The 13397-nt window shown below is 66.5% G+C and carries 16 protein-coding genes; 7 read left to right on the forward strand and 9 right to left on the reverse strand.

The window, feature by feature from the left end; translation table 11 throughout:
* Positions 1–99: 99 nt before the first annotated feature.
* The 3 genes from LGY53_RS03555 to LGY53_RS03565 form a co-directional block, all read right to left on the reverse strand.
* The gene (locus tag LGY53_RS03555; RefSeq protein ID WP_225725166.1) at positions 100–957 is read right to left on the reverse strand and encodes an acyl-ACP desaturase; all 858 of its coding nucleotides are present in this window, start codon (positions 955–957) and stop codon (positions 100–102) included.
* A 116-nt stretch (positions 958–1073) separates the two neighbouring features.
* A complete protein-coding gene (locus LGY53_RS03560) occupies positions 1074–1607 on the reverse strand; it encodes an LGFP repeat-containing protein (RefSeq protein WP_225725167.1) in 534 nt (177 codons plus the stop codon).
* A gap of 205 nt (positions 1608–1812) precedes the next feature.
* Complete coding sequence (locus LGY53_RS03565) at positions 1813–3105, reverse strand: PhoH family protein (protein WP_255663572.1); 1293 nt, start codon at positions 3103–3105, stop codon at positions 1813–1815.
* A gap of 399 nt (positions 3106–3504) precedes the next feature.
* On the opposite strand from LGY53_RS03565, the gene LGY53_RS03570 reads away from it, so the two are divergent.
* Positions 3505–3780 carry a hypothetical protein gene (locus tag LGY53_RS03570; RefSeq protein WP_167477732.1) on the forward strand — a complete coding sequence of 92 codons (276 nt, stop codon included), beginning with the start codon at positions 3505–3507 and terminating at the stop codon, positions 3778–3780.
* Between the two features lie 10 nt (positions 3781–3790).
* Here LGY53_RS03570 and LGY53_RS03575 read toward each other — a convergent pair whose 3' ends face one another.
* Both LGY53_RS03575 and LGY53_RS03580 read right to left on the reverse strand, forming a co-directional pair.
* A complete protein-coding gene (locus LGY53_RS03575) occupies positions 3791–3994 on the reverse strand; it encodes a ferredoxin (protein WP_225725169.1) in 204 nt (67 codons plus the stop codon).
* Between the two features lie 13 nt (positions 3995–4007).
* The gene (locus LGY53_RS03580) at positions 4008–5210 is read right to left on the reverse strand and encodes a cytochrome P450 (RefSeq protein ID WP_225725170.1); all 1203 of its coding nucleotides are present in this window, start codon (positions 5208–5210) and stop codon (positions 4008–4010) included.
* A 220-nt stretch (positions 5211–5430) separates the two neighbouring features.
* Between LGY53_RS03580 and LGY53_RS03585 the strand changes: the two genes are divergently transcribed.
* Together LGY53_RS03585 and LGY53_RS03590 are read left to right on the forward strand one after the other, a co-directional pair.
* A complete protein-coding gene (locus LGY53_RS03585; protein WP_225725171.1) occupies positions 5431–5967 on the forward strand; it encodes a helix-turn-helix domain-containing protein in 537 nt (178 codons plus the stop codon).
* Positions 5958–6134 (forward strand): hypothetical protein, encoded by a 177-nt coding sequence (locus LGY53_RS03590; protein WP_225725172.1) that lies wholly within the window; start codon positions 5958–5960, stop codon positions 6132–6134. Before LGY53_RS03585 ends, LGY53_RS03590 begins: the two co-directional genes overlap by 10 nt.
* Here LGY53_RS03590 and LGY53_RS03595 read toward each other — a convergent pair.
* Positions 6131–6550: a limonene-1,2-epoxide hydrolase family protein gene (locus tag LGY53_RS03595; RefSeq protein ID WP_225725173.1), complete on the reverse strand. Its 420-nt coding sequence runs from the start codon at positions 6548–6550 to the stop codon at positions 6131–6133. The genes LGY53_RS03590 and LGY53_RS03595 overlap by 4 nt on opposite strands.
* Before the next feature lie 13 nt (positions 6551–6563).
* A complete protein-coding gene (locus LGY53_RS03600; RefSeq protein ID WP_225725174.1) occupies positions 6564–7301 on the reverse strand; it encodes a TetR/AcrR family transcriptional regulator in 738 nt (245 codons plus the stop codon).
* 108 nt (positions 7302–7409) lie between these two features.
* Between LGY53_RS03600 and LGY53_RS03605 the strand changes: the two genes are divergently transcribed.
* The 3 genes from LGY53_RS03605 to LGY53_RS03615 all read left to right on the forward strand — a co-directional run bounded on the left by LGY53_RS03605 (position 7410) and on the right by LGY53_RS03615 (position 10875).
* The gene (locus LGY53_RS03605; protein WP_225725175.1) at positions 7410–8594 is read left to right on the forward strand and encodes an FAD-dependent monooxygenase; all 1185 of its coding nucleotides are present in this window, start codon (positions 7410–7412) and stop codon (positions 8592–8594) included.
* A gap of 175 nt (positions 8595–8769) precedes the next feature.
* Positions 8770–9939: a WXG100 family type VII secretion target gene (locus tag LGY53_RS03610; RefSeq protein ID WP_225725176.1), complete on the forward strand. Its 1170-nt coding sequence runs from the start codon at positions 8770–8772 to the stop codon at positions 9937–9939.
* 189 nt (positions 9940–10128) lie between these two features.
* Positions 10129–10875 (forward strand): ESX secretion-associated protein EspG, encoded by a 747-nt coding sequence (locus LGY53_RS03615; protein WP_225725177.1) that lies wholly within the window; start codon positions 10129–10131, stop codon positions 10873–10875.
* Positions 10876–10960: 85 nt separating this feature from the next.
* Here the strand turns inward: LGY53_RS03615 and LGY53_RS03620 are convergent, their stop codons facing one another.
* Positions 10961–11215, reverse strand: a complete 255-nt coding sequence (locus LGY53_RS03620) for a MerR family transcriptional regulator (protein ID WP_225725680.1) — start codon at positions 11213–11215, stop codon at positions 10961–10963.
* A gap of 489 nt (positions 11216–11704) precedes the next feature.
* Here LGY53_RS03620 and LGY53_RS03625 point away from each other — a divergent pair, with 489 nt between their 5' ends.
* Entirely contained in the window at positions 11705–12439 is a 735-nt protein-coding gene (locus tag LGY53_RS03625; protein WP_225725178.1) for an HNH endonuclease family protein, read from the forward strand.
* A gap of 133 nt (positions 12440–12572) precedes the next feature.
* On the opposite strand, the gene LGY53_RS03630 is transcribed toward LGY53_RS03625, so the two are convergent.
* Positions 12573–13358 (reverse strand): GDSL-type esterase/lipase family protein, encoded by a 786-nt coding sequence (locus LGY53_RS03630; protein ID WP_225725179.1) that lies wholly within the window; start codon positions 13356–13358, stop codon positions 12573–12575.
* Between the last annotated feature and the right edge of the window lie 39 nt (positions 13359–13397).

Below are 13397 nucleotides of genomic sequence, written 5' to 3' on the forward strand. Positions count from 1 at the left end.
TCACACAATCACGCGAAAACAAGAAAAGGTAAGAATTTCTCGGCAAATCACCGCTACGAACGGAAAACCGGCGCGCAAACCCGCGCACCGGTCCCCGATTCACCCGCGCAGATGCGCCAACTCGGCCCGCGCCTTTTCGCCCTCTTCACCGAAATCGGTGCGGTCGAAAACACCCCACCGTTCCAGCAGCGGCTTGAACACCAGCTCATCCTCGCGGGCGCGATCGTAGATGCCCGCCTCGGCGAGCACCTCGTCACTGCCGCGCCCGTCGGCCAGCCGGACCGTCGGCACCTGGAAGTCGGCGATCCGGTCCGCGATGGCTCGCATCGCCTGATCGGGCGCCGTGTCGAGCCCGGCGGCGACCAGGTTCGCGAAGAACTCCTTCTGCAGTTCGTCATCGGCGGCGATGCGCTCGGACAGCGCGGTGACGATCGGGTTCTCGCCGAGCGCCGCGGTGTTGCGATGCCGGATCGCAGCCGCCTGCTCCTCGAATGTCAGCGTGGCGAGCAGGTCGAGCAGATGCATGGCGGGGCGGCGGAAGCCCGTCGTCATATGTGCCATCCGCAACCGCTCCAGTTCCACCGGGTCCACCGACCGGGTGACCATGAGGTAATTGCGGATCATGATCTCGTGCCGGTTCTCCTCGGCCGTCCAGCGGCCGACCCAGCGCCACCACGAACCGGTGCGCAGATACTTGCCGATTTCACGGTGGTAGGAGGGCAGGTTGTCCGCGATGAGCACGCTGACCGTGAGCGCCAGCTTCGCCACCTCGCCGAGCTCGGATTGGGTTGGGTCCCAATCGGTTCCGCCGAGGAAGGCGAAGTTGCTGCCGTCATCCCACGGGACGTAGTCGTGCGGCTGCCAGCCGTCGGCGATCGCGACGTGCCTGCGCAGATTCTGTTCCACCTCGTCCGCGAGTGTTTCGAGCAGCTCGCGGTCGGTCAAGAGATTTTGCACTCACACAACCTAGCTGCTGGGCCCGCAATGCGGGGCATGCGAATGGGAAGTTCGGCCGACCCGATCCGAGACGGCGTCCGAGATCCGTTGTGCGCCAATCTCGGACGCCGTTCGTCTCATGCCTTCGGGGTGACCGTGGTGTTACCGTCGACCCAGGTGATGGTACCCCCGGTGAAATCGCTCTCCTTACCGCCGGGGATGTCCTTCTCGTCGCTGGTCGGGTATCCGAGCTTGCCGCCGGGGCCGCCGTTGTCCTCCCACGCCTTGCGGATCTCGCCCCAGACGACGTGCGCACCGGTGTCCTTGCTCCAGACGATGGCGCCGCCGGTGAAGTCCTGCCACATGCCGTCGTTCGGCCCGGTTTCGGCCGCCTTGGTCGGCATGCCGAGCGGTCCGGTCGGACCGCCCGACTGGCCGTACTTCTCGAAGATATGGCCGGAGACCGCGATTTCCCCGCCCTGGGTCGCGATCTTGGTTTCCTCTGCGGCGCCGGACATCGCGCCGTCGCCGTGGTTCATCGGCGCGGTCGTGGTCATCGACGCGGAGGAGGAGTTCTTGTCCTTGTTGTCGTCTTTGCAGCCCGTGAGCACGAGCAGCGATGCCGCGGCGATCGCCGCGATGAATCCAGCCGATCGAAGAGCGTGGTGCATTTCCATCCTCTCGAAAGTGGCTACCCGCAGCCACCGCCGGACGCGGTGGCGCCGCGCGTAGCCTAGGCCGTCGTTCCGCAACGACCCGGCGAATCGAAGTGCGACTCGCCGGGCCGCGCTGAACAGGTATCGCCGCGGATAGTACCCGGCGCTTTGTGAGAGGAAACACACCCTGGGTATTAGCTGAACTCAGGGTCGGCGGCGATCAGGCGTTGGGGCCGTACTCCTCGAGCATCTCGGTCACCAGCGCCGCGATCGGGGACCGCTCACTGCGGGTGAGCGTGATGTGCGCGAAAAGCGGGTGCCCCTTGAGCTTTTCGATCACCGCCGCGATCCCGTCGTGCCTGCCGACGCGCAGATTGTCGCGCTGCGCGACATCGTGGGTGAGCACGACGCGCGAACCACTGCCCAACCGGCTGAGCACGGTGAGCAGCACATTGCGCTCCAGCGACTGCGCCTCGTCGACGATGACGAACGAATCGTGCAGCGACCGGCCGCGAATGTGGGTGAGCGGCAACACCTCCAGCATGTCGCGGCTGAGCACCTCCTCCATCACCTCACGGCTGGCCAGCCCGTCGAGCGTGTCGAAAACCGCCTGCGCCCAAGGCCCCATCTTCTCGCTCTCGGTGCCGGGCAGATAGCCGAGTTCCTGGCCGCCCACCGCGTACAGCGGCCGGAACACCACCACCTTGCGGTGGCTGCGGCGCTCCAGCACCGCCTCCAGGCCCGCGGTCAGCGCCAGCGCCGACTTGCCGGTGCCCGCCCGGCCGCCGAGCGAGATGATGCCGACGCTCTCGTCCAGCAGCAGATCCAGCGCGATCCGCTGCTCGGCCGAACGTCCGTGCAGACCGAACGCCTCGCGCTCGCCACGCACCAGCTGCACCCGCTTGTCGGGGGTGACCCGGCCGAGCGCGCTGGAGCCGCCGCCGAGCAGCCGAAGTCCGGTGTGGCACGGCAGTTCTCGAGCGGCGTCCAAATCGATCACGCTCTCGGCGTACAGCTGATCGATCTGCGCGGTGCTCACATCGAGTTCCACCATGCCGGACCAGCCCGAGGTGATCACGTCCTGCGCGTGGTACTCATCGGCGTGCAAACCCACCGCGCTCGCCTTGACGCGCAGCGGAATGTCCTTGGACACCAGCACCACCTCGCGGCCCTCGGCCGCGAGGTTCAGTGCACAGGCCAGGATCCTGGAATCATTGGTATCGGTGCGGAACCCGACCGGGAGGACCGCGGGGTCGGTGTGATTGAGTTCCACCTGCAACGTTCCGCCCTCGGTGCCGATCGGCACCTCCTCGTCCAGCCTGCCGAACTGCAGGCGTAGATCGTCCAGCATCCGCAGCGCCTCCCTGGCGAACCAGCCGAGTTCGTGATGATGCCGTTTACCTTCGAGTTCGCTGATCACCACCAGCGGTAGCACCACGTGATGTTCGCCGAACCGGGTCACCGCCCACGGATCGGAGAGCAGTACGGAGGTGTCGATGACGAAGGTCTTCAGAGAATCGAGCGAGGGGCGGGCCCCCTTGTTGTCCGACGGGACAGCGGCGTTGCCTTTCTTCGCGGAGCTGGACTTCGCCGAGGGAGCGGAAACGGAGCGTGCAGCAGTCACGGTGGGCTCCTTATTTGTCCGCACGGCACCCGCGCGAACCATCTCGCTGGACCGGTCCGTCCTGAATGGCGTCTATCGAACGCCACGAGGGCCGGGTGCCGGCCCCCTCGAACTGAATAGCTCAGTCACGGTCAGGACCTCCCGTACGAGCCACACCGACGCGGCCCGCACACCCGACGCTACCGCCGAACCGGCGATCGCGCTCACGCCAGGGAAGGCGTGTCCGTGAATTTGTCGTTAAACCCGGGGTCATGGGAGCGGACCCGGTCAACCGATAGAGTCGCCGGTATGGCCGTCAACGAGGAACTCGACAACCTGTCGTCGAAGGAGTTGCACGATCGCGCGGTGCGGCTGGCCGCACGTCGCGGCGACGTGAAGTACCTGTGGCAGTTGCTCACCCGGATACCGGCGGCGGAGGCCGCCGCGGGCAACCTGGGCGAGAGCGAGGCGGATATCAAGTACGTGCTGCCGCTGCTCGACGACTACATCCACGCCGGTGACGGCGCGGTGGCCGAGCAGCTGCGCCCGTTCTACCTCGACTACCTGCTGCAGCACTCGGAATAGTGTTGCGCTGCTAGGGATTTCCGTTGGAAATCCGGATCGCCGCGGCCGGGCAGGACTCCTCCGCCTCGCGTGCCGCGGCGTGCTGGGCTTCCCCCGGCGACGGATCGAGCAGCCGCACCGTGCCGTCCACTTCATCCTGATCGAAAACCGTTGGCGCGGTGAGCGCACACATGCCCGAGCCGACGCACAGCGTCCGATCCACCGTGATTTTCATCTCGTACCTCCTACTACCACGTCACTGGCAGACGATAAACACCGTAGACGTCCATGTCATCGCGCAGCGGCACTTCCTCCGGCGCGACGGCCAGCCGCAGGCCGGGAAACCGAGTCAGCAAGGCGGGTAAGGCGACTCGCATCTCGACGCGGGCGAGTTGCTGGCCGAGGCACTGATGGGCGCCGTGCCCGAACCCGATATGCCCGACCGCGTTCCGGCGAATGTCCAGCATGTCCGGATCGTCGAATTTATTCGGGTCGCGATTGGCCGCCTGGATGGACAGCGCGACCGTCTGGCCCGCCGCGATCCGCCGACCGTTGATCTCCACATCGGCCAGCGCCGTCCGAGATCCGGTGTGCGCGATGGTCAGATACCGCATCAGCTCCTCGATCGCGGGGTCGGCCAGCTCCGGATCGGTGCGCAAGGCGGCGAGTTGATCCGGATAGGTCAGCAGGGCGAAGGTGCCGAGCGCCAGCATATTCGCCGTGGTGTCCAGTCCGGCGCCGAGCAGCAGCGTGCCGACGCCCGCCAGTTCGTCGTCGGTGAGATCGGACGAGGTGAGATCGCTGAGCAGATCGTCGGCCGGCGCCGCGCGCTTGGCCACCACCAGTTCTCGGATATAGGCCTGACCCTGTGCGAACCCCGCCATCCGGTCCTCGGCGGAAACGTCCAGGCTGTTCGCCGACTCGACAAGCTTGCGGAAGGCGCCGCGTTCGGCGGCGGGCACGCCGAGCATTTCGCAGATGACAAGCGCCGGAATGGGATTCGCGAACGCCTCGACCAGATCTACCGGGCCGCCCGCGCGTTCCATCGCATCCAGGTGGGCGGTGGTGAGTTCGCCGAGATACTCGGTCAATTGCCGCATCCGGCGCACGGTGAACTTGCCCGCCAACAGTTTCCGGAATCGGGTGTGCTGCGGCGGGTCGATGCCGAGCAGGTCACCGGGTAGGGCGGGCGGCATCGATCCGGCGTCGGCCAACGGGTAGTGCCCGATCTCGTAACGCACGCTGAAGAGCGGATGGGCAAGTACCGCACGCACTTCCGCATGACCGGTGGCCAGCCAGCCCCGATGGCCGTCGGGAAAGATCATGGGAGTCAACGGATCTCGTGCGCGGATGGCGGCGAGTTCGGCAGGCGGGTCGAACGGTCTGCCCGCCGGACGCGCGATGGGCAGTGCCTCGAGGACAGGTTCGCTGTCCGGCATCGAGTGGGTCATGGCAGGTCCTTCTCTGATATTCGGGATATTAAAAACGCTACGTTGCATTCACTTGACGGACAACGTTATTGGTCGCGTTATATGCATTAATAGCAGGTAGATTCGAAAATTACGTTGCAATGACAATGCCGCAAAACGCACCGATATTGGCAACACCGTTGCAATGACAAGCCGGTGAACGCATACTGCCCAGCAGCGACCGAAGTCAGGAGAAGGACCGATGCCCGGCGGCAGGCTGACACAGGAGGACCGCAGGCATATCGCGGGCGGTTTGGCCCGCGGTCTCGGCTACGCGGAGATCGCCAGACAGCTGGCGCGTCCGACATCGACCGTCAGCCGGGAGGTGATGCGCAATGGCGGGCCGAGCCGGTATCGACCGGATATCGCGCACCGCGCGACCGAGCGCCGCGCCCGCAGACGCAAACCCGCCATCCCGTCACCTGGACCGAAAGATGCCGCGGCACAGGAATTTCTGGAGCATTTCGGGAAGCTCTTCCGGCAGAGCGGGATGCCGCGCATGTCCGCGAATGTCCTGGCCTGCCTATACGATTCCGACTCCGGCAGCGCGGTCGCCGCGGAACTGGCGGCGCGGCTGCGGGTGAGCCGGCGACCATCTCCTCGGCCGTCGGCTTCCTGGAGGAGCAGGAACTCATCCGGCGCGAGCGCGACGGCAACCGCCGCCGCGACCGCTACATCATCGAGGGGGACGCGTGGATCCGGGCGACCCTGCTCGGTGCGCGCCAGGCCATGGAGCTAGGTGAATCCGCCGGGCGGGCCGCCGAATTCCTCGGCCGCGGCACCCCCGCCGCCGCCCGGCTCAGCGAGGCGGGCGAATTCCTGGATTTCGTCGGCAAAACCATGCTGGCGCTGGTGGACGACTGGCGAAAGACGCACGCGCGGAGCCCGATTCGGCCGGCCGGCTAGCGACGCAATGCCGCCCGGTACGCGCCGGCGAGCGTGCCGCGCAGGAAGTTCGCCCAACTGAAGTGGTCGTGCCACAAGACGATTCGGCCGTCCCGGAGTTCGAAGGTGCCCTGCACCCAGAACGCGACGCGCACCGGACCGAAGCGCAGCACATCCGTGCGGTCGCTCAGCACCACATTGCCCGCCGCGGCGATGTGGTGCATTTCGGCGGAGAAGCCGAGCCAATCCCGATTCAGTCCACGGATCAGCGCGGCGACCCGGTCGCGGCCGCGCACATCCGGCAGCGAGGTGTTCTTCCAGACGATCTCCGGGTCGAGCAGTTGCACCGCCTCGGCGACCGCGCCGAGTTCCATCGCCGCGAAAAACTCGCGCACCGTGGTGATCGCGTCCTGTTGGAGTTCCGGTTCCTCGGTCATGATCCGAGGGTAGTCAGCGCCGGGCCGCGATGAGTACGCCCAGACCGTCGAGGATGCGGTCGATGCCGAAGTTCAGCGCGTTGTTCCGGCCCGGATCGTCAGCGGATGCAGTGCTGGCCGGCTCATCGGCGAATGCGGCGGCGACGGCCGGAAAGCGATCGCCGGCCGCGGTCATCATCAGGGCCAATTGCTCCACGACATCCTGCTCGGCCTGCTGGTGACCCGCCGCCCCGACCTGTTCGGCGAGGCTGCGGACGTGCCCGTTGAGCAGGACGACGGTGTCGAGTCGCTCCGATCCGCGCAGGCCGGTGCCGTCGAGTGCGGTGAGCGCGGCCTCCAACCAGCCCATTTCGTTCGGGCCGATGGGGCGCACACCGGTGGTGAGCCGGATCGTCCACGGGTGCGCGAGGTAGCGCTCGAACATCGTTTCCGCCCAGGTGCGCAGGCCGGCGCGCCACGGTTCCTCGGCCGAATCCCGTTGTGCCGCGGTCATATCCGGCGGCGCACCCATTCCGGTGTCGAACATCAGCGCGATCAGCTGCTCTTTGCCGGGAACGTAGCGGTACAGCGACATCTTGGTGAAGCCGAGCCGTTCGGCCAGGCGCTGCATGGACAGGTTGGCCAGACCTTCGGCGTCGGCGATGGCGATGGCCTCGGCGACGATCCCGTCCAGGGTGAGGGCGGGTTTGGGTCCGCGCTTCGGCCGCTGCTGGATGCCCCAGAGCAGTTCGGCGGTGGTTGGTGACGGCATATCGAGATCCTTTCAAATCCGGGTTGACAGGAAACTGTGTCCCTCATACTCTAATTCGTGTCCGACGGAAACAGATTACGACGGACGCAGAACTTGAAGGAGCTCAGCATGCGCAACCAGACCGTCCTCATCTCCGGCGCCAGCATCGCCGGGCCCGCGCTGGCCTACTGGCTGCAGCGGTACGGATTCGCCGTCACCGTCGTCGAGCGGGCGCCCGAACTGCGGCCGGGCGGTCAGGCCGTCGATTTCACCGGCGAGACACATCACGACGTGCTGCGGCGGATGGGCATTCTCGACGACATCTACGCCCACCGGACCGGCACCACCGACGTCGTGTACGTCGACGACAGCGGCAAGAAGCTCGCCGTGATGCCGGGCGAATTCACCGGCGGCGACGTGGAGATCCTGCGCGGCGACCTCGCCCGGATCATGTACGAAAAGACCTATCGGAATTGCGAATACATCTTCGGCGATTCGATCAGCTCGCTCACCGAGACCGACAACGGCGTGTGGGTGGAGTTCGAGAACGGTGCGCCGCGCGAGTTCGACCTGGTGTTCGGCGCCGACGGAATCCATTCGCGGGTACGGCGTTTGGCGTTCGGTCCGGAAAAGGACTACGTCAAGCACCTGGGCCACTACTACTGCGTCGCGGGTGCGAACCCGTGGCTCGCGCAACCCGCGGGCGAGCGGCAGCGGGTCACCTCGTACGGCTACAACACCCCCGGTCGCGTCGCCATCGGCGGAGGTTCGAAGGCGCAGCAGTTCTACGTATTCGCCGCACCGGAACTCGATTACCCCCGTGGCGATGTCGCCGCGCAACGGCAGATCGTCAAGGACACCTTCGCGGGCATGGGCTGGCAGGTGCCGCGCATGCTTGCCGAACTGGACGGTTTCGACGACATCTACCTCGACTCCGTCGCCATGGTGCGCAAGATGGACAGCTACAGCCGCGGGCGAGTCGCGCTGGTCGGCGACGCCGGGTACGGAAACACCTTGGGCGGCTTCGGAACCGGACTCGCCGTCGTCGGCGCGTACATCATGGCCGGTGAGCTCGCCGTTTCCGGCGGGGACCACGTCGCGGCCTTCGCCCGCTACGACAAGCTGATGCGTGGCTACACCAAGATGGCCGAGCAGAGCAATGCGGGCCGCTTCTTCGCCCCGAAAACCGCGCGCGGCATCAAGTTCCGCAACTGGTTCCTCGGATCGAAGGGGATGGACCTGATGGTGAAGATGGCCGAGAAGCAGAAGAACATCGACCTGCCCGACTACCCGGCGCTGGTCGCCGCCAACTGAATTCGGCTCGATCCGCCAAGGCTCTGGTCCCGGCGGATCGGCTGTGTTTCGATGGAACCCGGGCGGGGTGGGGCGCGTCTAAACGGGTCAGGACGGTACTGACGAAAGGGGCGACGGCGATGGGGGCCTCGACATGAGAAGGACCGACGGACGCACGATCTCCAATCCTGAGAACGTGCAAAGCTTTTCGCATCAGGCGATCAAGGACGCCGCCGACAAGATGAACCCGGAGGCGTTGCACAGCGCGCTCGATTCTTGGTCGTCGCTGTCGAATACGGTGACCAAAGCGGGCGAACAGTTCGAGACCGCGATCACCAAGACGATCGAGCAGCACTGGGAAGGCGCGACCGCCGACAAGGCGGTGCAGAGCATCCGTGATTTCGTATTGCGCGTCGCGGAATTCGGCAATGCGCTCGACCAGCAGAAGGATCCGCTCGCGGCGGCGGCGTCGGCCGCGGCGCTGTTCAAGGCCGCGGTGCCCGCACCGGTCACCGGCGCCACCGCCGAGGTGCGCAACGAACTGGAGCAGCAGGCCCGCGACGATATGAGCACGTATTACGTGCAGCCGTACAGCGCCACCGCGCCCACCATTCCGACCCTGCCGCCGCCGGTGGATGTGGTTGCGACACCGTCGGATACCGCGCCGGTGGTAGGTCCGGCGGTCGACGATTCCGGTCAGCCGCAGACACCTTCCGCGACGCCCACCGATTCGGACAGCTCGCCGGACAAGAAGCCGACGCAGCATGAGAAGCCCGAGGACAAAGACAAGCCGGAGAATCCGGGCAAGCCGGAGGAGCAGGCGAAATCCGACGACAAGGGCAAGAGTCCGGATAGCGCGAAGCAGGATGCCGTTGCGCCACAGTCCGTTTCGAATACCCAGCCGGTGCCCGCGACACAACCGGTCGCGGTAACCCAACCGGTCTCGTTCACGCCGTCCACCGATCGGACGTCCACCACATCGTACGTACCGACCGTTCCGCCGAGTCGAGTATCGACCGCACCCGCGTCGGTCGATACCCCACCGAGCCGGACAGGGACCCCGCATGCGCCCGGCAGCACCCACGGCACGCCGAACGCGCCGAGCACACCGGCACCGCACGGTCAGCCCGGGATCTCCCGCGCACCGCAACCCGTCGCACCGGCGGCGGCAGCGCAGCCCACGGTGCCCGTCAAGACCGGAACCACCGGTGGCGCAGGCTATTCCGGATTCCTGCCGCCGGGCGTCGCCGCCCGCCGCGAACAGGACGATGCCCACAAGTCGGCCAAATACCTGCGCTCCGAAGAAAACGCGAAGAAACTACTCGGCGAGGTGGAGAAAACGGTCCCGCCGGTCTTCGGCGCGTGATGCGCGCGCGAATCGCCCTGCGGGGCAGCGGAATTCGGGTCGGCCGGGGCCGTTGGCATTACCGGGTTCAGTCCAGCGGACTCCGGCGCGACAAGCCGCAACACGACGGGCTTCGGCACAGCCGAGGTCGGTGCAGCGGCGCGCAGCGCGGCCGGGTGCGGCGGGACAGGGGTGGGTGGTGAGTGTGCGGTGAATGCGGTGAAGGCGCAGTGGGCGCTGTCGGCGGAGCAGTTCGCCGCGGCATGGTTCGGCACCGGGTTGGATCGGATGCCGTTCCCGTTCCGGTTCACCAGCAGGTTTTCCGGGCTGCACGAATATCAGGCGTATCAGCGGCAATTCCGGCTCGAGTTGGCCAGGGAGGAGCGGGCGTCGCTGCAGCGCGCCATCCAGGTGCTGGCCAGACCGGACTGGCGGATCGAACTTTTCGGCACCGACAACACCCGCGACGGGGTGGAGATCCGGGTCGTCGGTTGCGCCACCCGCAATGGGATCGCGGTGATCGCCGAACAGTCGCCCGCGCCCGACGGCGGCCCGGTCCGGCTGCGCCGCTGCCGCCCCGACCAACTCGCCACCGAGCTCATCCGGGTGCTGCCCGAGGTGCCATCCGGCACAGCGGGCGAAAAGAGTTTCCTACTCGACGATCTCAACGACGACCGCACGGACCTGTCCGGCAACGCACCCGCCACCGAGGTCAAGGACCGCTACCGCCGCTTCTGGCGTCAACCCTGCGACACCAAGGGCACCGTCGTCGTCCTCCTGGGCCCCCGCAACGCCGCTCCCCTGCGCACCGGCCGCCTCCGCTGGATCGACACCACCGACGGCCGCTACTGCGAAATCCCCGCCAACCGAGCCCGCATGATCCGCCCCGCCACCATCAGCGATATCAGCAGGTATTTGGACGAGGCGATCATCCGCGCCAAGGCGCGATTGGATTAGCGGCGAACGCAGAGGCGGCGCTGCAACGACGCGGAATTCGGCGCGCTGGCACGGCAAACGCTCGCCGAGCTACGCCGTGCGGCGATCAGTCTTGCTGGCGGAGTTGGGTGTTGAGTTCGCGAGCTTCGTGGAGTTGGTCTTCGAGGGTGACAATGCGGCAGGCGGCGTCGAGTGCGGTGCCTTGGTCGACCAGTTCGCGGACGCGGGCGGCGAGCCGAAGCTGGTCGCGGGAGTAGCGGCGGTGGCCACCGGCGGAACGTTGCGGCGTGAACAGTTTCGCCTCGTCGAGGCTGCGCAGGAATGCCGGGGTGGTGCCGAGCATGTCGGCGGCGGCGCCCATGGTGTACGCGGGATAGTTGTCGTCGTCGAACCTGTCGTTGGTACTGGTGGGGTCTGGGGTCATGGACGCCCTTTCAACGCGTCGAGGACCCCGGTGCCGAATGGCACCGGGGTCCTGGAAGGGAATTACTACCGTCAACCGACGGTGAACTATCGATTCTGGGTACGCCCGGTAGAAAGCTGGTCACGGGCGACCCGACGGTGGATAACTCCTCCCTTCTTCTGATTTCCATACTTCACCTCTCATACGCGACGGCCCTTGACCTTAAAGGGGCTCGGTCCACGTGGCCGTCGTTCCTTCACTTCACGGGTAGTTCGTTACCCTCCCGTGCCATCAGGATCTTTTCTTTCATCGTGACGTAAGAGAGCTTACTTCCGACGCAAACGGATGTCTACACTCGCCACTACAGTTTTTCTGGACCGGGGACGCTACTCGCGCCTTCAGGCGCGCCCACCGCGCTCGGAAGTCGCTGGGCGCTACCCTGCCCGCATGGTCCAGCGCACATCCCGGCGACGGCGCTTCCGGCGTGGCGCCGGGGCGGCGTTGGTGCTCGGGCTGTGTGTCGGCGCGGCCGGGTTGGCGCTGTGGTTGAACCATCGCGACATCGCCGGGCCGCGGCAATCGGCACAGCCGTCGACGACATCGTTTCCGCCCGATGCGCAGCAGGCGCGGAATATGTTGAACGCCTTGACCGTAGCCTGGAACGACCATTGGGACTCATACGCCCGCAACGCATTCGGCCCCGGTTGGGCGGGCCGGGGCGGCGAACCGAGGCTCGCGGGCGAATGCACGGCGCGAGATGTGGTGCTGCGGCGGGATCTACGGGAAATCAAAGCGGCACAGCGTAATCCGTGCATCGTCCTCTCGGGTGTGGTCGACGATCCGTACAGCGGAATCCGCTTGTCCTACAACCGTTTCAAAGCGGGCGATATCGAGATCGACCATCTGGTCGCGCTCGGCGACGCATGGCGCTCCGGGGCCTGGGCCTGGCCGGACGAGCAGCGCGAACGGTTCGCCAACGATGTGGACAATCTGCTCGTCGTGCGCAAACAGGCCAACCAGGACAAGGGCAGTAAGTCGCCCGATCGGTGGCGTCCGCGTCCCGAATACTGGTGCGAGTACGGAAAACGTTGGGTGGCCGTCAAATCCCGCTACGGCCTGCACGTCACGCCGCCGGAGCGGGACGCGCTCACGCAATTGCTCGACGCTTGCCCGGCACCCTGACCCGCACCCGGGGCGGCGAGGTGCGCCGCGACTCGCAATCGCACCGACCTATCAGTCGATGCCGCAAGCGTTCTCGCGCCGGAGATGGTCGTGCGGGTGGCTACCCACCGAGCAGTTGCTGACGCCTAGCCGCTCAGGTGTTCGCGCGGATGGCGGCCTCCAGCATTTCCGCCTCGTGTTGGTGGCCGCGGGCGTTGGCGTGCAACGGTTGTGCGGGCTGCTCCGGGAACAACCCTTCGGACCACCGAATGTCTTCCGGCGCACAGGCATCCAGTCCGACGCTGGCCGGATAGACGTCGACGAAGACGGCATCGTGTGCGGCGGCCGCGGCGCGGGCCAGCTCGTTCACGGCGAGCACGCCGTTGTAGACCAGGTCGGCCTGCGCGGGCGGCAGCGGCACCTGCGGGAAGCAGCCGCCCGCCCGGATCCGTTCCAACTTGCCCATCACGAAGACCTTCGCGGCCGGCGCGCGATCGTGGATATCGGTGAGCAGTGCGTCGAGCACCGGCGTGACGGCGGCGCTGGATTCGCTGTCGCTGACGTAGTCGTTGATGCCGATATCCACCGAGACGATGGACGCGTCCGCGGTGAGCGCGTCGAGCTGCGGGGTGTCCGCGCCGCCGGGGATCTCCTGCGGCTGATACATGTTGATGATCTTCGCGCCGGAGCAGGTGGCGTCGCGCAGCATCAGGCCGAGCGCCGCGGCGGTCAGGTGTGCGTAGTTGCGGTCGGAGCGGAAACAGCCGAATGGCTTCAGCTGGGTCGGGATGAACGGTCCGGCCGCCCCGGATTCACCGAGCGCGACATAAACACCGGACGACCCGGCCGCAGACCATATCGAGGGCTGGGCGGCCGCGACGGGCATGCCGAGCACCGTCGCGACCAGCACCACTGTCCACAAGATCGATCGCTTGACCAACCTTCGTGCCTCCTGTCCGGACCTTCGCACCCAGGCTTA

Source organism: Nocardia sp. JCM 34519.1 (genome assembly GCF_020361265.1).
GTDB lineage: Bacteria > Actinomycetota > Actinomycetes > Mycobacteriales > Mycobacteriaceae > Nocardia > Nocardia arthritidis_A.

What these genes read in the sequence shown, in the direction of transcription:
- LGY53_RS03560 (WP_225725167.1), bottom strand. Translation starts at nt 1,607, where the DNA reads ATGCACCACGCTCTTCGATCGGCTGGATTCATCGCGGCGATCGCCGCG.
- LGY53_RS03570 (WP_167477732.1), top strand. Translation starts at nt 3,505, where the DNA reads ATGGCCGTCAACGAGGAACTCGACAACCTGTCGTCGAAGGAGTTGCAC.
- LGY53_RS03575 (WP_225725169.1), bottom strand. Translation starts at nt 3,994, where the DNA reads ATGAAAATCACGGTGGATCGGACGCTGTGCGTCGGCTCGGGCATGTGT.
- LGY53_RS03580 (WP_225725170.1), bottom strand. Translation starts at nt 5,210, where the DNA reads ATGACCCACTCGATGCCGGACAGCGAACCTGTCCTCGAGGCACTGCCC.
- LGY53_RS03585 (WP_225725171.1), top strand. Translation starts at nt 5,431, where the DNA reads ATGCCCGGCGGCAGGCTGACACAGGAGGACCGCAGGCATATCGCGGGC.
- LGY53_RS03590 (WP_225725172.1), top strand. Translation starts at nt 5,958, where the DNA reads ATGGAGCTAGGTGAATCCGCCGGGCGGGCCGCCGAATTCCTCGGCCGC.
- LGY53_RS03595 (WP_225725173.1), bottom strand. Translation starts at nt 6,550, where the DNA reads ATGACCGAGGAACCGGAACTCCAACAGGACGCGATCACCACGGTGCGC.
- LGY53_RS03600 (WP_225725174.1), bottom strand. Translation starts at nt 7,301, where the DNA reads ATGCCGTCACCAACCACCGCCGAACTGCTCTGGGGCATCCAGCAGCGG.
- LGY53_RS03605 (WP_225725175.1), top strand. Translation starts at nt 7,410, where the DNA reads ATGCGCAACCAGACCGTCCTCATCTCCGGCGCCAGCATCGCCGGGCCC.
- LGY53_RS03620 (WP_225725680.1), bottom strand. Translation starts at nt 11,215, where the DNA reads ATGGGCGCCGCCGCCGACATGCTCGGCACCACCCCGGCATTCCTGCGC.
- LGY53_RS03625 (WP_225725178.1), top strand. Translation starts at nt 11,705, where the DNA reads ATGGTCCAGCGCACATCCCGGCGACGGCGCTTCCGGCGTGGCGCCGGG.